This window comes from Pseudoduganella sp. jia 12 (assembly GCF_055502675.1).
Genome location: NZ_JBUXKP010000009.1, coordinates 189,282 through 207,225, shown reverse-complemented (window position 1 = coordinate 207,225; position 17,944 = coordinate 189,282). Strand labels below are relative to the sequence as shown.

The 17,944-nt window shown below is 64.3% G+C and carries 13 protein-coding genes and 1 pseudogene; 10 read left to right on the top strand and 4 right to left on the bottom strand.

Annotated features, from left to right (window positions below):
• Window positions 1–311: 311 nt before the first annotated feature.
• The 9 genes from pedF (at window position 312) to ACY65G_RS20555 (ending at window position 12,919) form a co-directional block, all read left to right on the top strand.
• Window positions 312–776 (top strand): cytochrome c-550 PedF, encoded by a 465-nt coding sequence (gene pedF / locus ACY65G_RS20595; RefSeq protein WP_464999159.1) that lies wholly within the window; start codon window positions 312–314, stop codon window positions 774–776.
• Window positions 777–785: 9 nt separating this feature from the next.
• Window positions 786–1,628, top strand: coding sequence for a substrate-binding periplasmic protein (locus ACY65G_RS20590; RefSeq protein ID WP_464999158.1), 843 nt, complete (start codon window positions 786–788; stop codon window positions 1,626–1,628).
• Window positions 1,625–3,931 (top strand): TonB-dependent receptor, encoded by a 2,307-nt coding sequence (locus ACY65G_RS20585; RefSeq protein WP_464999157.1) that lies wholly within the window; start codon window positions 1,625–1,627, stop codon window positions 3,929–3,931. Before ACY65G_RS20590 ends, ACY65G_RS20585 begins: the two co-directional genes overlap by 4 nt.
• Before the next feature lie 586 nt (window positions 3,932–4,517).
• Window positions 4,518–6,038 carry an aldehyde dehydrogenase gene (gene adh / locus ACY65G_RS20580; protein ID WP_464999156.1) on the top strand — a complete coding sequence of 507 codons (1,521 nt, stop codon included), beginning with the start codon at window positions 4,518–4,520 and terminating at the stop codon, window positions 6,036–6,038.
• 205 nt (window positions 6,039–6,243) lie between these two features.
• Entirely contained in the window at window positions 6,244–6,630 is a 387-nt protein-coding gene (locus ACY65G_RS20575; RefSeq protein ID WP_464999267.1) for a DUF779 domain-containing protein, read from the top strand.
• A gap of 42 nt (window positions 6,631–6,672) precedes the next feature.
• Entirely contained in the window at window positions 6,673–8,391 is a 1,719-nt protein-coding gene (locus ACY65G_RS20570; RefSeq protein WP_464999266.1) for a PQQ-dependent methanol/ethanol family dehydrogenase, read from the top strand.
• A gap of 223 nt (window positions 8,392–8,614) precedes the next feature.
• On the top strand, window positions 8,615–9,766 hold the full coding sequence (locus ACY65G_RS20565; protein WP_464999155.1) for a porin: 1,152 nt from the start codon (window positions 8,615–8,617) through the stop codon (window positions 9,764–9,766).
• Between the two features lie 4 nt (window positions 9,767–9,770).
• Window positions 9,771–11,915, top strand: coding sequence for a 4Fe-4S binding protein (locus tag ACY65G_RS20560; protein ID WP_464999154.1), 2,145 nt, complete (start codon window positions 9,771–9,773; stop codon window positions 11,913–11,915).
• A complete protein-coding gene (locus tag ACY65G_RS20555) occupies window positions 11,912–12,919 on the top strand; it encodes an FAD:protein FMN transferase (protein ID WP_464999153.1) in 1,008 nt (335 codons plus the stop codon). Before ACY65G_RS20560 ends, ACY65G_RS20555 begins: the two co-directional genes overlap by 4 nt.
• Here ACY65G_RS20555 and ACY65G_RS20550 read toward each other — a convergent pair.
• Both ACY65G_RS20550 and ACY65G_RS20545 read right to left on the bottom strand, forming a co-directional pair.
• Window positions 12,912–14,867 carry a sigma-54-dependent Fis family transcriptional regulator gene (locus ACY65G_RS20550; RefSeq protein ID WP_464999152.1) on the bottom strand — a complete coding sequence of 652 codons (1,956 nt, stop codon included), beginning with the start codon at window positions 14,865–14,867 and terminating at the stop codon, window positions 12,912–12,914. The two genes, ACY65G_RS20555 and ACY65G_RS20550, sit on opposite strands and share 8 nt — an antisense overlap.
• A gap of 1,114 nt (window positions 14,868–15,981) precedes the next feature.
• Window positions 15,982–16,431 (bottom strand): annotated as a pseudogene (locus ACY65G_RS20545) (IS6 family transposase); the annotation flags it as partial.
• 102 nt (window positions 16,432–16,533) lie between these two features.
• On the opposite strand from ACY65G_RS20545, the gene ACY65G_RS20540 reads away from it, so the two are divergent.
• Complete coding sequence (locus ACY65G_RS20540) at window positions 16,534–16,737, top strand: hypothetical protein (RefSeq protein ID WP_464999151.1); 204 nt, start codon at window positions 16,534–16,536, stop codon at window positions 16,735–16,737.
• Here ACY65G_RS20540 and ACY65G_RS20535 read toward each other — a convergent pair.
• Both ACY65G_RS20535 and ACY65G_RS20530 read right to left on the bottom strand, forming a co-directional pair.
• Entirely contained in the window at window positions 16,707–17,333 is a 627-nt protein-coding gene (locus tag ACY65G_RS20535; protein WP_464999150.1) for a hypothetical protein, read from the bottom strand. The two genes, ACY65G_RS20540 and ACY65G_RS20535, sit on opposite strands and share 31 nt — an antisense overlap.
• A 16-nt stretch (window positions 17,334–17,349) precedes the next feature.
• Entirely contained in the window at window positions 17,350–17,838 is a 489-nt protein-coding gene (locus ACY65G_RS20530) for a hypothetical protein (protein ID WP_464999149.1), read from the bottom strand.
• Window positions 17,839–17,944 lie beyond the last annotated feature (106 nt).

The following is a 17,944-nucleotide window of genomic DNA, read 5'->3' as shown; positions in this document are numbered from 1 at the left end:
GAATGCTCAGGCATTCACAGGCAGTTCAGTTAGACCAAGCCCCTGATTCCAGGGGCTTTTTTTTATGCCAGTACGGCAGATCCGGCAATTACCCTCCGTGATCGACAACGCCGCCGGCACCCACGTTACCGACATCGCGGTGAGCCAGGTTCCCTGGGCAGTGGTAATCCGCTGAGCTGTTGCAAAAGGGATTGCCTCGCGGTGACACCTGTACCAGCCTGCAACACCTCCGGCGCTGAAAGGCCCCGCCAAGCTGTGGCATGGCGCTTGCTCATCTTCCTGCACCACCAACCCATAAAGCAGGAGACACCATGAAACGCCTCGCCATCGGCGCCACCGCCGCCACCCTCGCCATTTCCGTATCCATGCTGGCCGCCGCGCATGGTCCCGTGACGCCGCAGAGCGTCGATACCAGGGGCCTGCCGGTGCTTGGTAACGAATGGCGCGACGAGAACCCCTACAAGGACAACAAGATCGCACTGAAGATCGGCGCATCTGCCTATACGCAGAACTGCGCCCGCTGCCACGGCCTGGAAGCCGTCTCCGGCGGCATCGCGCCCGACCTGCGCCTGATGGACCGGGATTGCGTCGGGCTGAAGAACGAGGCCAAGAAAAAGGCGTGCTACAAGGAGATCGATGGGTATTTCCTGGCATCGCTGCGCCGCGGCAAGGTGCGCAACGGTGCTGTCTACATGCCGCCATTCGAGGGCGTGTTCAACCAGGAGGCCATGTGGGCCATCAAGACCTACCTGGAAGAACGTCGCAGCACCAACTGAGGAGGCGCCATGCAACGCATGCGTATCATCCGGGTGCTCCTGCTGCTGGCACCCTTGCTGTTCGCCCAGCTGACACCGCACCTGATTGCACCGGTGCACGCTGAAGAACAGCGGAGCGGCGAATCGGGCAGCCTGAGGGTGGCCGTGTACGAGCAGTTCGCGCCGTTCTCGGACCATGGCAAGGGCATCGACATCGCGCTGGCCGAAGCACTGGCCAGGCACCTCGGGCTGAAACTGAGCCTGCTGCCGTTCCCGGCCGGCGAGAACCTGAACGACGACTTGCGCAACATGGTCTGGAAAGGGCACTACCTGGGCTATGGTCCGGCCGACGTGATGCTGCACGTGCCCGTGGACCGCGCCCTGATGGCGGCCAACAGCAAGGTCGAGATCTTCGCGCCTTACCACGTGGAGGCGGTACGCCTGGTACGCGACACGCAGGCGGTGCCGCAGTTCGATGGCATCGCTTCGCTGGTGGGCAAGCGTATCGGCGTGGAGCAGATTTCCATCGCGGCGATGGTGTTGCTGGGTGAAGGCCAGGGACGCCTGCGCGACGATGTCCGCATCTTTCCCACCGCCGCGCTGGCCCTGGAACAGTTGAAGGCGGGCCAGCTCGATGCGGTGCTGGCCAACCGTTCGGAAATCGAAGCGGCGGTGCGGGACGACGCCCGCTACCGGCAGGAACCGCTGGCATTCGAGCGCCTGCCACGCAATGGCTGGGCTGTCGGCATGGCCGTGCGCAAGGACGACACGGAGCTCGCTCGCCGCCTGCAATCGGCTCTCAACGACATGGTGGCCAGCGGCGAGCTGCGGGACATCTTCGCGGCCCATGGGGTCAACGTGGTCAAGCCATGATGCGCCGCACGCGACTCTCGCTCTCCGTCGCACTGGCGGCCGCGCTGATGGCGATGGCTGCCGCGGTCCGCGCGGCGGAGGGCATGCCTGCGGTGGAAATCGTCGGCGTTGCACCGCTGGCGGGCCAGGGTGTCGATCGCGACAAGCTGCCGTACGGCTTGCAGACGGCCAGCGGCAAGGCACTGCAGGAGCGGGGCGGCAACCTGGCCGACTTCCTGGACCGCGCCTTCACCGGGGTGAATGTCAACGATATTTCCGGGAGTCCGTTCCAGGTCGACGTCACGTACCGCGGCTACCGCGCATCGCCGGTGCTGGGCACCTCGCAGGGCTTGTCCGTCTATCTCGACGGCGTGCGTGTCAATGAGGCGTTTGGCGACGTGGTCAACTGGGACATGCTGCCGGAAGCGGCCATCGGCGGCGTGCAGCTGGCGCCCGCGGCCAACCCCCTGTACGGACTGAACACGCTGGGCGGAGCGCTCGTGCTGAACACACGCTCCGGCAATACCCACCCCGGCTTCAGCGGCGCCATCGCCGGCTCCAGCCATGGCCAGCGCCGCGCCGACCTGGCGTATGGCATCGGCAATCAGGCACTGCCAGGCGCAATGCATGCGTTCGCGGCCGCCACGCTGTTTCGTGACCGTGGCTGGCGCGACCATTCGGAAGGCCGCCTCGGCAACCTGTTCGTCAAGGTGGGGGGCATGCGCGGAGCACTGGACTGGCAACTGGCGCTGCTGGGCGGCGCCAGCCGCCTGGTCGGCAACGGCCTGCTGCCGAACAGCCTGTACGCCGGCGACCGCCGCGCCGTCTACACCTATCCCGACGAGACCCGCAACCGCCTGCGCCAGGTGCAGTTCAGTGCCGGCTGGCCCCTGCAGGGCGATGGCAGGCTGACCGCGTCGGCTTATCTGCGCAACAGCCGGCGCGACACGGTCAACGGCGATGTGGCGGACGATTACGCGGACTACGTGGCCGACTGTGGCTCAGGCTTCGATGATGCGGGCGCTGCGCTGGCCGTGGACTGCGGCAAGAGCCGTGCGGAAGGCGTGGCGCTGCACTCGGCGTCCTTGAACACGACCAGCACACGCCAGCGCAGCCGGGGCCTGGGGATCGGTTACCGCTCGGGTGGCGCCGGCGTGCAGTGGCTCGCCGGTGCCAGCATGGACCGCAGCCGCGTCGGCTTTGCCCAGTACGAACAGGCCGGGTGGTTTACGCCCGGGCGGGGCGTGCAGGGCGATGGCGAGGAGGAACGCGAGGAAGAGGTGACCGTGGCGGGCAGCGCGCGCCATGGCGCAGTGTATGGTGCCGCGACCTGGGCCCCCTGGTCCGGCACATGGGTCACCGCGGCGGCGCGCTACAACCATGCGCGCGTCGCCAACGCGCTCGCCACCGAAGGCGAAGCGCAGCCGCGCGAGCGATTTGGCTACACCAGGCTGAATCCGTCCCTGGGCGTGGCGGTGCGGATCGCGCCGGCGTGGACCGTGGTCGCCAACGTGGCGCAGAACAACCGCGTGCCGACCGTGATCGAGCTGGGCTGCGCCGATCCGGAACAGCCGTGCCGCTTGCCCGTGGGCCTGCAGGCCGACCCTTACCTGAAGCAGGTGGTGTCGCGCACGGCGGAGGCGGGCATGCGCTGGCGCCGCGACGACCGTTCCGGCATGGCTGTTGCCGTCTACCGCACGGTCAACCATGACGATATCCTGTTTCGCGCGGCGAGCCTGGCGCAGCATGGCTACTTCGCCAACTTCGGCCGCACCTTGCACGCGGGAGCGGATGTCACCGCCGACGTGCGCGCCGGCGCCATGTCGGCGCGAGTCGCCTACAGCTTCCTGCATGCCGTCTATGATGCGCCGGGCCGCTTGTTCGCCGGCACGCGCACTGTCGATGTCACGCCGGGGATGCGCCTGCCGGGGCTGCCGCGCCATGCCTTGAAGCTGGACCTGGACTGGCAGGCCGGCGCGGCGCTCAAGGTGGGGGCGGCGATGACGGCGCTGTCGCCGCTGGTCGCCCAGGGCAACGAGGATGGCTTGCTGACGGACGATGGCGAGCGTGCCGACCTGCGTATCCGGGGCCGCGCGCTGCTGTCGCTGCACGCCACCTGGCAGGCCGGCGCATGCGAGTGGTATGCCCGCGTCAACAACGTCACGGACAAGCGCTACGAGAGTTTTGGCGCCGTAGCGGCCGACCTGTTCGCCGGCGGCCGGCTGCTGCAGCCGCATGAACGGGCGGGCAGGGCGGAGCAGGCGCGCTTCGTGGCGCCCGGCGCGCCACGTTCGCTCACTGCCGGGCTGCGCCTGCGTTTCTAGCTGGCCCCGGCGGAACAGCAGGCAACCGATCGGCCCTTTCCCTTGCCGGCTCGCGGACTAGAACTGGTAGCGGGCGCTGGCGCCCTCCATCCAGGCACGTCCTGGCACACCTTCGTAGTAGCGCTCGTTCGTATCGCCGACGTTGACCGGGCCCACCTACTGCCGGTCCGGCAGGTTGTTTACCCGGGCAAATTCACGCAGGCGCCAGCCGCCCAGCCGCTGCGCCTCCTTCACCCGCATGTTGACGATGCCTTAGCCTGGCGCCGGCACCTCCATGCGCGCCGGCGCCAGGCCGAAGTTTCCCGCCATGGGCCGTCACGCGCAGGCGATCGTCGCCAAAGCGCTGTTCCCACGTGAAGCCGGCCAATCGCACCCTGGTTGTTCCAGCCTGGTACACCTGTGACAGCACGGGCGGGCAGCCCTGTGCCCCGACGTGGCACTTCTGCCGCGGAAAGGGCTGGCACGGCACTTGCGCATGACACTGTGCGACGACAGCCGGACCGTCCACCCGGGCGGACCGACAGTCAACGAAAAATCAACGAAAAATCAACGAAAAATCAACGAAAAATCAACGAAAGAGGATGACATGGATCTCGCCGATATCAGCAAACTGGGTGTTGCCAACCCGTTCAAGCAACGCTACGACAATTTCATCGGCGGCCAGTTCGTGCCGCCCGTCGGGGGCAGATACTTCCCCAACGTGACCCCGATCACCGGCCTGCCGTTCTGCGAAGTGGCGCGGTCGACGGCCGAGGATATCGAACTGGCGCTGGACGCGGCACACGCCGCCAAGGATGCGTGGGGCCGCACGTCGCCGGCCGAGCGCGCCAGCATCCTGAACCGCATCGCCGACCGCATGGAGCAGAACCTGGCGCTGATCGCCACCGCCGAAACCATCGACAACGGCAAGCCGATCCGCGAAACCACGGCGGCGGACATTCCGCTGGCCATCGATCACTTCCGCTACTTCGCCGGCTGCATCCGGGCCCAGGAAGGGTCGGTGTCGCAGATCGATGCGGAAACCTACGCCTATCACTTCCATGAGCCGCTGGGTGTCGTGGGGCAGATCATCCCGTGGAATTTCCCCATCCTGATGGCCGTGTGGAAGCTGGCGCCGGCGCTGGCGGCCGGCAACTGCGTCGTCCTGAAACCGGCCGAGCAGACGCCGGCATCCATCCTGGTGCTGGCGGAACTGATCGCCGACCTGCTGCCGCCGGGCGTGCTGAACATCGTCAACGGCTTCGGCCTGGAGGCCGGCAAGCCGCTGGCGTCGAGCAAGCGCATCGCCAAGATCGCGTTCACGGGCGAGACCGGCACCGGCCGCCTGATCATGCAATACGCGGCGCAGAACCTGATTCCCGTCACGCTGGAACTGGGCGGCAAATCGCCGAACATCTTCTTTGCCGACGTGATGGATGCGGACGACGCGTTCTTCGACAAATGCCTGGAAGGCTTCGCCATGTTCGCGCTGAACCAGGGGGAAGTGTGCACCTGCCCGTCGCGCGTGCTGATCCAGGAATCGATCTACGACCGCTTCATCGAGCGCGCGCTGGCGCGTGTGGCGGCGATCCGGCAGGGCAACCCGCTCGATGCCACAACGATGCTCGGCGCCCAGGCTTCGCAGGAACAGCTGGAGAAAATCCTGTCGTACATGGCCATCGGCAAGGAAGAGGGCGCCGAGCTGCTGGCCGGCGGCGAGCGCCATGTGCAGAGCGGCGACCTGGCCGGCGGCTACTACGTGCGGCCCACCGTGTTCAAGGGCGACAACACGATGCGCATCTTCCAGGAAGAGATCTTCGGCCCGGTGGTTTCCGTGACCACGTTCACGGATGAAGCCGACGCACTGCGCATTGCCAACGACACGCTGTACGGCCTGGGTGCCGGCGTGTGGACCCGGGACGGCGCGCGCGCCTTCCGGGTGGGCCGCGGCATCCAGGCCGGCCGCGTGTGGACCAACTGCTATCACCTATACCCGGCCCACGCGGCGTTCGGCGGCTACAAGCAGTCCGGCATCGGCCGCGAGAACCACAAGATGATGCTCGACCACTACCAGCAAACCAAGAACCTGCTGGTCAGCTACAGCCCGAACGCGCTGGGCTTCTTCTAGGAGCCGCCGACCCGGCCCCATGGCTGCGCTGCATTCGTCCCGCCGTACCGAAGTGCTGTGCTCGACGATGTGCCTTGCCCTGCGGCCGTGCTGGCAGCTCCAGGGACACCACTTGAACGTGGCCATATTTTGACGGAGGTGGACGATGGACAGGGATATCCGTCTGGCGCCGCACGCGGCCGCCGTCCGCACGGCGCGAGCGACGATGGACACGATCGAAAGGGTGACGGCCACCGCGGCGGCACTGCAACTGCTTGGCGAATTGCGCGGGGTCCACGGGCCGGTGATGTTTTTCCAGTCGGGCGGCTGCTGTGACGGGAGCGCGCCGATGTGCTATCCGGCGGGCGAGTTCTCGATCAGCGATAGCGACGTTTACCTGGGCAACCTGGATGGCGCGCCGTTCTACATCGGGCGCGAACAGTTCGACTACTGGCAGCACACGCAGCTGATCATCGACGTGGTGCCCGGCAACGGCGGCATGTTCTCGCTCGATAACGGCAGCGGGTGCCGCTTCCTGCTGCGATCACGGCTGTTCAGCGATGCGGAAAACGCGGCGTTGCAGGGATCGCCTGCCCGTCGACCAAACGAGTAGTTAAAACAAGAGGAGATAATCGTGCAAAAACTCATTACGGGAATGCTGCTGGGGACGGCTGCGCTGGCCGCGCAGGGCGCCAGCGTGACCAATGCGATGCTCGAGAATGCGGAGAAGGATACCGCCAACGTGCTGTCGTTCGGCATGGGCACGCAGGGGCAGCGTTATTCGCCGCTCAAGCAGATCAATACCGGCACCGTGGCCCGGCTGGTGCCGGCGTGGTCGTTCTCTTTCGGCGGCGAAAAGCAGCGCGGGCAGGAATCGCAGCCGGTGATCTTCAACGGCAAGATGTTCGTCACGGCGTCGTATTCGCGCATCTTCGCGATCGACCTCAAAACCGGCAACAAGCTGTGGAAGTACGAACACCGCCTGCCGGAAGGGATCATGCCTTGCTGCGATGTGGTCAACCGCGGCGCGGCGCTGTTCGACAACCTCGTTATCTTCGGCACACTCGATGCGCAGCTGGTGGCGCTGGACCAGGATACCGGCAAGATCGTCTGGAAGGAAAAAGTCGACGATTACGCGGCGGGCTATTCGATGACCGCCGCGCCCCTGGTCGCCAAGGGAGTGCTGATCACGGGCGTCTCCGGCGGCGAATTCGGCATCGTGGGGCGCGTGGAAGGGCGTAATCCGAAGACCGGGGAATTGCTGTGGAGCCGGCCGATGGTCGAAGGGCACATGGGCCACCGTTACGACAAGGACGGCAACGCCATCGAGGATGGCGTGACCGGCACTGCCAACCGGACCTGGCCGGGAGACCTGTGGAAGACCGGCGGCGCATCCACGTGGATGGGCGGCACCTACGATGCCAGCACCGGGCTGGCGTATATCGGCACGGGCAACCCGGCGCCGTGGAACAGCCACCTGCGCCCCGGCGACAACCTGTACTCGTCGTCGACCGTGGCGCTCGATCCGGCGACGGGCCGCATCAAGTGGGCGTACCAGAACACGCCGAACGATGCGTGGGACTTCGATGGCGCCAACGAGTTCGTGACGTTCGACATGGATGGCAGGCGCCTGGGTGGCAAGGCCGACCGCAACGGCTTCTTCTATGTCGTCGATGCGAAGAACGGCAAACTGGAGAATGCCTTCCCGTTCGTGAAGAAGATCACGTGGGCTTCCGGCATCGACCTGAAGACGGGCCGCCCGAAGTTCATCGATGCGGGCCGTCCCGGCGACCCCACCAAGGGGCCCGAAGGCCAGAAGGGCAGCACGGTGTTTGCGGCGCCGGCGTTCCTGGGCGCGAAAAACCAGATGCCGATGGCGTACAGCCCGCAAACGAAGCTGTTCTATGTGCCCGCCAACGAATGGGGCATGGATATCTGGAATGAACCGATCTCCTACAAGAAGGGCGGGGCTTTCCTCGGCGCCGGTTTCACGATCAGGCCCCTGTTCGCCGACTATATCGGCGCCCTGCGCGCGGTCGATCCGAAAAGCGGCAGGATCGTATGGGAAGCGAAGAATACCGCGCCCTTGTGGGGCGGCGTGATGACCACGGCGGGCAACCTGGTCTTCTACGGCACGCCGGAAGGCTACCTGAAAGCGCTCGATGCGAAGACCGGCAAGGAATTGTGGAAATTCCAGACCGGCTCCGGCGTGGTGGCACCCCCAGTCACCTGGCAGGAAGGCGGCACGCAGTACGTGGCCGTGGTGTCCGGCTGGGGCGGGGCCGTGCCGCTGTGGGGCGGCGAGGTGGCGAAGAAAGTCAATTTCCTCGAGCAGGGCGGTTCCGTGTGGGTGTTCAAGCTGACCGGCAGGTGAGTACCGGGTTCTCCTTTCGCAGGCGGCTCCGGCCGCCTGTTTTTTTGCGCGGCGCAGCATCCGTGGAACGCTCCAGAAAATGACAGTGGCACACCCGGTTGATCAGGTTTTGCACAACCGGCATGGCGCCGGTGCGCCGCTGCCCCTTGGCGGTCACGGGCACGCAAATTGCGCACTACCCGGCGCATCGGTTCGATGCACACACTAAAACAAGGAGACTGCGATGAGGAAGACACTGTTGAGAGGTGCGATGGCGCTGTGCGTGGCACCCGCGGCGCACGCTGTCGATATCAAGGCCGGCGACTGGAATGTCAACGTGGGCGGCATCGTCAACGCCTACTACACCCATGTGTCGTGCTCGGGCGATGCGCTGGCCGGCCTGGCTCTGGCCAGCCGCGCGATCGGCTGCGGTGGCGAGGATGGACGCACCACGATCGGCAACGGCCTGTTGCCCAATGGCCTGGTGACATCCGCCACGTCGCGCCAGGGCGATTTCGACGTCAAGGCCCACATCGGTATCTACCACGCCACCGCCACCGACAGCGCCATCGCACAGAACAGCGAAGTCGATGTGCGGCAGGCCTACTTCACGTTCGGCAACGCGGACATGGGCACGGTGAAGCTGGGCCGCGACAACGGCATCTTCGGCGCCAACGCGATCTTCGGCGACATGACCCTGATCGGCGCCGGCGCGCCCGTGCAGGCCACGCAGCGGGGCCGCGTCACGCTGGGCCACATCGGCGCCGGCTACAGCTATGTGGGCTACTACGGCCAGATCGCCTGGAGCTCGCCGAAGATGGCCGGCATCGTTATCGACGTGGCGCTGGTCAGCCCAGTCAGCGATTCGCCCATTGTCGAGGCCAACCGCTACAAGACGAAGTCGAACCCGCAGGTGCAGGCACAGGCGACGTATGCGGCCGAGGGTTTCAAGGCGTGGATCGGTGCCAAGACGCAGAAGTTCAATGCCGTGGCGCCTGGCGTGGAAGACTTCACGATGGCCGGCTACGAGGCGGGCGCATCGTGGCAGGGCGGCCCGGCCGGCGTGCTGATCAATTTCCAGGGCGGGCGCGGGCTGGGCATCCTGTCGGACGCCGACCAGGGCGACGTGCGGTCGAAGAACTGGTTCGCGCAGGGCACGTACAAGGTCACGGAAAAGCTCAAGCTCGGTGTCGGCTACGGTGTCAGCCGCAACGACAGCGACGCCGCGGGCACCGCGGGCCTGGAATCGAACGCCAACCTGACCGTGGGAGCTTACTACGCGCTGAACAAGGTGGTCACGCTGGTGGCGGAAGTCGGCGAGACGAAGTCGAAAGGCTTCGGCGGCGGCACGGCGAAGATGCATGGCGGCTCGCTGGGCGGCATCATCATCTTCTGAGCCCATGGCCTTCGTTCGCCTCCGCGTGCTCGCTTACTTGCTGCCATCTCTGCTGCCATGCCTGCTGCCATGCCTGCTGGCGATGGTGGCCGGGCTGGCGCATGGCGGCACGCTGACACGCGCACAGCTGGTGCAGCGCTTTCCGCCGCCGCTGGTGGTCGGCGAGCGGGATGCGACCCTGCCGGCCTGGCCGCTGTTCCGGCAGGAGGGCACGGCCACGGTGCTTGCCGGCTACGTGTTCGAATCGGCCGACCTGGCCCCGGTTCCCGGGTTCGCGGGCGTGCCGCCGAACCTGCTGGTGGCTATCGATGCGCAGGGAACCTTCCTGGACGTGGCCGTACTGGCGCAGCACGAGCCGGTCTTCCTCGAAGGGCTGGGCGAGGAACCGCTGCGCCGCTTCGTGGAGCAGTACCGGGGCATCTCGCTGGGGCAGAACGTGGCGATCGACAGCAAGGGCGCGCGCCTGGCCGACGGCCGGCACGCCTACCTGGATGGCGTGGCCAAGGCTACCGCTTCCGTGCGCATCGTCAACCAGTCCGTGCTGGCGGCCGCGCTGGGCGTGGCGCGTGCCAGGCTGGGTTTCGCACAGGGCCGTGATCCCGGCATGATGGCGCGCGTACTCCCGCTGTATCGCGAGGTACTCGATACCCGCGCGATGCTGGCGCAGGGCCTGGTCGGCCGGCTGCACCTGGCCAATGGCGACGTGGATCGCCTGTTTGCCGGCAGTGCCGGAGCCGGCTTCGACACCGGACAGGCACGGGGGCCGAAGGGCAGGGTGGAGAGAGGCGGCACGTTCGTCGACGTGCATGTGGCGCTGGTCTCGGTGCCCGCCATCGGCAGCCAGCTGCTGGACGATCGAAGCTGGCGTCGCCTGTCGGCGCGGCTGGAACCGGGCGATCATGCGCTGCTGGTGCACTGGTCCGGCCCCTACGACCTGCTGGGCGAGGATTTCGTGCGTGGCAGCGTGCCGCAGCGGCTGCAACTGCGGCAGGACGGGCTGCCGCTGGAAATGCGCGACCTCGACCTGGATCTGCGCCTGCGCGAGCCCGCCGTGCTGCCGGGCGGGCAATTCACCGTGTTCCGTGTGCTCGCGCAGTCCGGCCTCGATGCGGGCATGCCTTTCGCCGTCACGTTGCCCATCACGCGCAGCAAGGGGATCGTCTATCCGGAACGCACCACGCGCGAGGCGGCCATGATGTACCGGCTGCCGGCGCGCTTCGTCGAAGCGCCGCCGGACGACGGCAAGGACTGGCGTGCCAGCTGGCGCGCACGCCGCCTGGAACTGGCCGTGCTGGCGGCGGGGCTGGCCCTGCTCGTCTTCGCGCTGTGGCAGCAACGCCGGCTCGCGGCGTCCGGATGGCTGCCGCGCTTTCGCGCCGGGTACCTGCTGTTCACGGTGGGCTTCATCGGCTATGTGGCCCAGGCTCAGCTATCCATCGTCAACCTGACCGGCACGGTGCAGTCGCTGCGCGATGGCCGCGGACTGGCATACCTGCTGTTCGATCCGATGACCCTGGCACTGTGGGGCTGCGTGGCCTTGTCACTGTTTGCCTGGGGGCGCGGCACGTTCTGTGGCTGGCTGTGCCCGTTCGGTGCGTTGCAGGAGTTCGCCGGCCAGCTGGGCAGGGCCCTCGGCGTGCGCCAGGTGCGCCTGCACACGGCGCGGGACCGGCGCCTGAAGCGGCTCAAGTACGTGCTGCTCGCGCTGGTGCTCGCTGCAGCCCTGGTCTCGCCGCAATGGACGGCCTGGCTGGTGGAACTGGAACCGTTCAAGACCGCCATTACCCTCAATTTCGTGCGGACGTGGCCTTTCGTGCTGTACGCGGCGGGCCTGCTGGCGCTGGCCACGGCGGTGCACAAGTTCTTTTGCCGCTACCTGTGCCCGCTCGGCGCCGCACTGGCACTGCTTGGAAGGGTGCGCTTGTTCGACTGGATCCCGCGCCGCGCCGAGTGTGGTACGCCTTGCCAGACCTGCCGCCACCGCTGCGCCTACCAGGCCATCGGCCCCGGTGGGGCAGTGGCCTACGACGAGTGCTTCCAATGCCTGGACTGCGTGGAAATCCATGACAGCCCGACCCGCTGCGCGCCGCTGATCGCGCGGCAAAAACACTATCGCACGATCGCCATCCTGCCGGAGGAAATGCCATGAAACGTCGTACCTTCATCGCCGCATCATTGGGATTGTGCGCTACCGTGCCCGCACCTGCCGGGGCGCGCCTGTTCACCGGGGCAACGCTCGCCTTCGGTACCACGGTGAGTATCGCGGCGGTGCATCACGACCGCGCCGTGGCGCAGGGCGCCATCGCGGACGCGCTTTGCGCGGCGCGTGCGGTGGACCGCCTGATGAATCTCTATTCGCCGCGCAGCGAAGTGGCGCGCCTGAACCGCGATGGCATCCTGCGCCGGCCGTCGCACCAGCTGCTCGCGGTGCTGGAAGAGGCGCGCCGCCTGTCGCAGCTCACCTGCGGCGCGTTCGATATCACGGTCCAGCCTTTGTGGCAGGCATTCAACGCGGCCGCCGCCACCGGAAGGGTGCGGCTGCCACCGGAGCATGACAGGCTGCGCGCCGCCCGGCAGGTGAACTGGCGCCATGTGGCGTTCGACGCGACCGTCGTGCGGTTGACGCGGCCGGGCATGGCGATCACCTTGAATGGCCTGGCACAGGGCTACGCGGCGGACCTCGCGCTGCAAACGCTGCGCGAGCGCGGCATCGAGGCGGCCTTGCTCGACACGGGCGAATTCATTGCGCGCGGGCGCAATCCCACGGCGAATTCCGCCACGATCTGGCACCCGTGGACACTCGGCGTGCGCGACCCGCGCGATGCCGCGGCGCTGGATGCCGTCGTCAGGCTCGACGAGCGAGCCATGGCCACCTCGGGCGATTACGCCAGCACCTTCACGCCGGACTGCGTACACCATCATATCTTCGATCCCGCGACAGGCTTTTCGCCGCTGGATCTCGCCAGTGTGACCGTGATGGCGCCGACCGGTCTGCAGGCCGATGGCCTGTCGACAGCCTTCATGGTGCTGGGCGCGGCGCGGGCGCATGCGCTGGCGGCGCGCCTTCCCGGCGTGGACCTGCTGACGATCGACAAGCGTGGCCTGGCGCGCCGTTCGCCGGGCTTCGCCAAGGCCGAGCTGCCGCTCACCTGATATGGGGCAGCTTGCGGTAGATCGTGTTGCGCGATACCCCCAATGCGCGTGCGGCGGCGGAGACGTTGCCGCCATGGGCATCGAGTGCCCTGGCGATCATCCGGTGCTCCATGGACTCCAGGTCGGTGGTGGCCTCGGGCGGCGGGGCAGTCGGCGCGGCGGCCGGGGCGACGGCCGGCGCAGCGTTGCCGCTGCCCTGCGTCGCATGCAGGTCGTCCATGAAGTCGTCCGGCATGTGATGCAGGGCGATCACGCGCTCGTCGCCCGCCATGATGACGGCGGTGCGCAGCAGGTTCGTCAACTGGCGGAAATTGCCCGGCCATTGATGCTGGCGGAACATGCGCATCAGGTCGGGGGCCACGTCGTAGCGGTCCTGCCCGGATTCGGTGGCGAGGATCTTGCCCACAACGGTTTCCAGGTCGGTACGGTCGCGCAGCGGGGGCAGTTTGACCACGAGGCCGTTCAGGCGGTAGTAGAGGTCTTCGCGGAACAGGCCGCGGGCGATGCGCTCGCGCAGGTTGTGGTTGGTGGCGCAGATCACTTCCACATTGACGGGGATCGACTTGTTGCTGCCCAGCGGCGTCACCATCCGCTCCTGCAGCACGCGCAGCAGCCTGGCCTGCAAGCTGAAGGGCATGTCGCCGATTTCGTCGAGGAACAGCGTGCCGCCGTTGGCCTGCAGGATCTTGCCGACGGCGCCTTTCTTGCGCGCGCCCGTGAAGGCACCATCCTCATAGCCGAACAGTTCGGATTCGATCAGCGTTTCCGGGATCGACGCGCAGTTCACGGGCACGAACGGCGCCTGGGCGCGGGGAGAGTCGTTGTGGATGGCCTGGGCCAGCAATTCCTTGCCGGTGCCGGTCTCGCCAATGATCATGATGGGGATATCCTTGCCCAGGACCTTGCCGACCCGGTCGAGGACCTGCTCGAGCTGCGCGTCGCCGGTGCGCAGGTAGCGCAGGCCGGACAGCCGGCGCGGGGCAGCCGGGCTCGATGGAATGCCGGCCTGTGGCCCGGCTTCATGGGCCGCCAGCGCGTGCTGGAAATGGCCGTGCTGCAGGCGCAGTTGCGCGCGGGCCGCCACGCGCACGCCGCTGTGCATGCACAGGTCCAGCATGCCCGGCGCCGCCGTGCGGTAGTGGTCGTAGAGCGCGGAGACGGACAGGCCGAACAGGGAGCTGAAGGTGTGCAGCTGCAGCGCGCCATACGACAGGCCCAGCTGGAACAAGCCACTGCGGTTGGCGGAGATGAAGCGCCCGCCCGGCGTAAACGACGCGATCCCTTCCATCAGCGTGCCGATGAACTCTGGCCGCGCGTGGAAGTGCAGCGTGATCGAATCCTCGAACGTGGCGGAGAACAGCTGGTTCTCGACCATCAGCGCGGACATCCGCACCAGTGCCATCGTGTGATTGTGGAAGCTGCGCTGGTCGCCCGACACGTCGAGCACGCCGATCACCCTGCCATGGTGATCCGAGATCGGTGCGGCGGAGCAGGTGAGAAAATGGTTCGCCTTCAGGTAGTGCTGATCAGCGTGTACCAGTGTTGGCTTGCCTTCCGCGATGGCCGTGCCGATCGCATTCGTGCCCCGGCATTGCTCGGACCATGCCACACCGGGCTGCAGCGCGACGCGATTGGCCTTTTCGACAAAATCGTCGTCGCCCAGCGAGTGCAGGATCACGCCGCTCGCATCGGTAAGGATCACCATGTTGTGCGTATTGGCAATCTGCTGGTACAGGGTCTCCATCGCCGGTATCGCATGCCGGTGCAACACCCGGTTTTGTTCGATCAGCGCGCTCAGGGCGCTTCCGCCCAGGGGATCGGGATCGACGCTGGTGCCGATGCCGAGGCCGAATGATTGCGAGCGCTGGCGGGAAATCTCGATGGTATCGGCATATTGCTCGGCATGCGCGAGCGGGGTGCCTGCTTCTGGAATCGTGCGTTGGTACATGTCTCCAATCCCCTTCATGGCCGTCTGGCGCGGCGGTTTTTGCCCGGGAGGCTGATTCTTAATGTAACACCTGTGTCAGTTTGGAACAAAAGAAGATGACACCGGCGTTGTCTCACGAATCAAGCAAGCATGATGCCTGCGGCGTCCCAAGTTTCCGCGCTGCCATGGATGTGCCGCTGAGGCGATTTGTTATCGGTTGCGGCCCTCCTGAAAAATGTGCCGGTGCGAGAATACTGACGTATAGCTGGGCATCATTGGATTACGTGGAATGTCGGCCGGGCATATGTATTGTCCACGGAGATGCAAAGCTTGCCACGTAGGTCGGTGTAGGTGAGGTGGGTAAGTGGTGCTGCCGCTATTTCAACAATCTTCAAGGGAATTTCGAAAGACACCGTCGCTTCCGAACCCAGACTTCGGGAGCAAAACTATCGGGACGAGGTGTTACCTTTCGCTGAAGGCTGACCGCTTAAAGGCCCGCCGTCGATCATGCAACTCGACAAATTGCTGAGCAATAATTTGTCGTAATGAGAGATTTGTCGCTCATAGTCGTAGCGACTCGGCAGTCATGGTATTTTCGATGGCATCCCGACGGCAGCGCCAGCCCGTTTCGCTATCGAAATCAACGACTTGGCGAAACCAATTGATAGTCGAGTGGGAATGAGGCGTTAGCTGAATGCTCAGGCATTCACAGGTAGTTTAATAAGACTAAGTCGATGATTTTATAGGATTTTTTATGCCGAGTTCGAAAAGGCTCGCAACATCGAGCAGCTCAAAGCCAAACAGTTTTATGGCATTCATCATGGTACTAAAGCTGGCCGCGCTAGCTCATCGGCAAAGTACCATGTTGCCGAAAATTTCTGGAAACTCGCAATCCTGATATCGGATTTTGAGTAAGGCATTGTTTTAAACTCATCTCTTCCGTAGTTCATGGCATTGAACCTTCGTGGTATTTGGGAGGTCGCTCTAGGTATTGTGCCTTTGCGGTGTTCTGCGAAGGTATTATAAGTCATTGAATCCTCTAGTGATCTTATGCTTCATGGTTTCGAGAGGTGACTGAAATGCTGACTGAGGCAAAACTTCGGAGTCTGAAGCCCGGGCCGCAGTTCTATAAGGTGGCTCGCTGCGAGGCAGCATAACCGTCCTGCATGATCGTCTTGGTCGACTGACGCTGAGAGCGTAGTGCTTTTCGAAAGAAAGCTTTTACTGAAGCGACGTTGCGACACATGCTCAGCCGGAAGTCAACTGTCTTGCCTGACGCATACATTGCTCGGTAGAGATATGCCCATCGACCGCGGATATGCATGTACGTTTCGTCGACCCGCCAGAAAGTGCCTGCCGACGCCGCGAAGCGGCTCCAGCGTTTGTCACACTCGGGTGCATACCGCTGCACCCAGCGCAGAATTGTCATGTGAGCGATCTGTAAGCCTCCTCGCTCGGCCACCATCTCGACCAAGTGCCCGTACGAAAGCTTATAGCGCAGGTACCCGCGCACGCAAAGGATGATGATATCTTGTTCGAAGTGTTGGCCCTTGAACAGGTCGCTCTTGCTCGTGTAACTACGCATGTCAGGCAAAGGCCGTCATTCTAGCCGAGCTGCAGGTTTGCACCAGAGCCGTAGAGATTGTTTGCTAGCCTACTGCTAGGAAAGGCGGGGAGGGAGCGAGCGATGAAGAAATTGACGAGCTTTGCCGAGGACCTGTTGGCTTCGGCCGATGAGAGGCGGTTCACGCCGGAACTGCGAATTGTCGCCTTGAGTATCGCTGTGCGCATAATCAGCCAGCAGGACGCATTTCGCGCACAATTCGTGTCTACCGATTGCTCAGGAAGTAAGTACATGAATCAGGGATTTGATTGGCTTCCGCCGGATTGATTGTTGTCGAAGTCGTTTATTGCAACGTTAGCTGCGGATGGTTCGCTTGTTTCAGGTGTCTCGGCAGCGCAGGTTCTTGCTACCGCCGGCTTGGCCGCCGCAGTTTCGTTTTTCTTTCGATCGATAACGTCGGTGATTCGGTAGACCTCCGAAATGTACAACTGAAAAAAGTAGATTGATGCTATAAAGATAAAGAGGCCAATTACAGGCGACTTCAATTTGACCCCATGCGCGCTAACCTCAAAAGCACTTTCTAAGGTACTCTGATCATTCCATCCCTTGGCCATTTGAAGCCAACTCATAATAAGGCCGGCGACAATGATACAAAGACCCAAGCCGAGCATAATCCATCCTGCGATATACTGCGCCCATAACGTCGACATGCGGTGCTGTGTCGCCACCTTTTCTTCTTCCTCAAGTCGCCTATCACTAGCGACCCTCAATTCGTGCTGCTCGGTTTTCAGCTGGAATACCTTTATACGGTAGAATTTTTCAACGCACTCATCATTCCCCTTGGGACAAGATGAGATGTCAAGTCCAGCAGCGGGACGCGCGTCTGAAGTAGTGAAGAGCATTAGCCACAGCACACACGCCATCCATCTGCGGAAGAGGTCACTGCACATCTTCCGCAACCTCTTTCTTCGAAAGGCAGAGCTTCGACTTCGTTTTGTAGTACGGTTTTTCAGGCGCGCACTCGGGCAGTAATGGCGAAATTGAGTTGGTTAGGCTGTCGCTGTTAGGCCCAGTACTGCTCCTGGTCGAGCTCGTGGTTCGGGGATGAAGCGGGATGTCGCCGCCGTTTGGTCCGCCACCGCCCATAACTGAAGAACAGACTGAGCAGTGCTTGAGTTCCCTCAGCCCACGGATCACCTGCTGTTTTCTGACTTCGTCGGCTTCTGTTGCAGCGGGAGTGTTTTGTAAAATATCGATGAATTTAGGATTTACTTGCCAGTTGGGAATCAACCCCGACTGGCCTTGAATGGCTCTAATCTTGGCGCGCAATTCATCGCTGTCAACCCGACTCACGGGTAGGTTGTTAGTGCTTTGTGACTGTTGTGATAGCCCTTCTAACAAGCGGGCACGTTCTGCCGCGCCTGACATGACCCCTTGCGTCGCATGCGGAGCGCCGCGGGGGGCACTCGGCGACGCGGCTACTTGGGCCTGAGCGATGGGAGTCCAAGCTAGAGCTACGCATAAAAAGCAGTGA

Bases quoted from the DNA above. Each gene is read 5' to 3' on its own strand.
- ACY65G_RS20585 (WP_464999157.1), top strand. From the start codon at position 1,625: ATGATGCGCCGCACGCGACTCTCGCTCTCCGTCGCACTGGCGGCCGCG.
- ACY65G_RS20575 (WP_464999267.1), top strand. From the start codon at position 6,244: ATGGACACGATCGAAAGGGTGACGGCCACCGCGGCGGCACTGCAACTG.
- ACY65G_RS20535 (WP_464999150.1), bottom strand. From the start codon at position 17,333: ATGGCGTGTGTGCTGTGGCTAATGCTCTTCACTACTTCAGACGCGCGT.
- pedF (WP_464999159.1), top strand. From the start codon at position 312: ATGAAACGCCTCGCCATCGGCGCCACCGCCGCCACCCTCGCCATTTCC.
- ACY65G_RS20570 (WP_464999266.1), top strand. From the start codon at position 6,673: ATGCTGCTGGGGACGGCTGCGCTGGCCGCGCAGGGCGCCAGCGTGACC.
- ACY65G_RS20550 (WP_464999152.1), bottom strand. From the start codon at position 14,867: ATGTACCAACGCACGATTCCAGAAGCAGGCACCCCGCTCGCGCATGCC.
- ACY65G_RS20560 (WP_464999154.1), top strand. From the start codon at position 9,771: ATGGCCTTCGTTCGCCTCCGCGTGCTCGCTTACTTGCTGCCATCTCTG.
- ACY65G_RS20540 (WP_464999151.1), top strand. From the start codon at position 16,534: ATGAAGAAATTGACGAGCTTTGCCGAGGACCTGTTGGCTTCGGCCGAT.
- ACY65G_RS20555 (WP_464999153.1), top strand. From the start codon at position 11,912: ATGAAACGTCGTACCTTCATCGCCGCATCATTGGGATTGTGCGCTACC.
- ACY65G_RS20530 (WP_464999149.1), bottom strand. From the start codon at position 17,838: ATGTCAGGCGCGGCAGAACGTGCCCGCTTGTTAGAAGGGCTATCACAA.
- adh (WP_464999156.1), top strand. From the start codon at position 4,518: ATGGATCTCGCCGATATCAGCAAACTGGGTGTTGCCAACCCGTTCAAG.
- ACY65G_RS20565 (WP_464999155.1), top strand. From the start codon at position 8,615: ATGAGGAAGACACTGTTGAGAGGTGCGATGGCGCTGTGCGTGGCACCC.
- ACY65G_RS20590 (WP_464999158.1), top strand. From the start codon at position 786: ATGCAACGCATGCGTATCATCCGGGTGCTCCTGCTGCTGGCACCCTTG.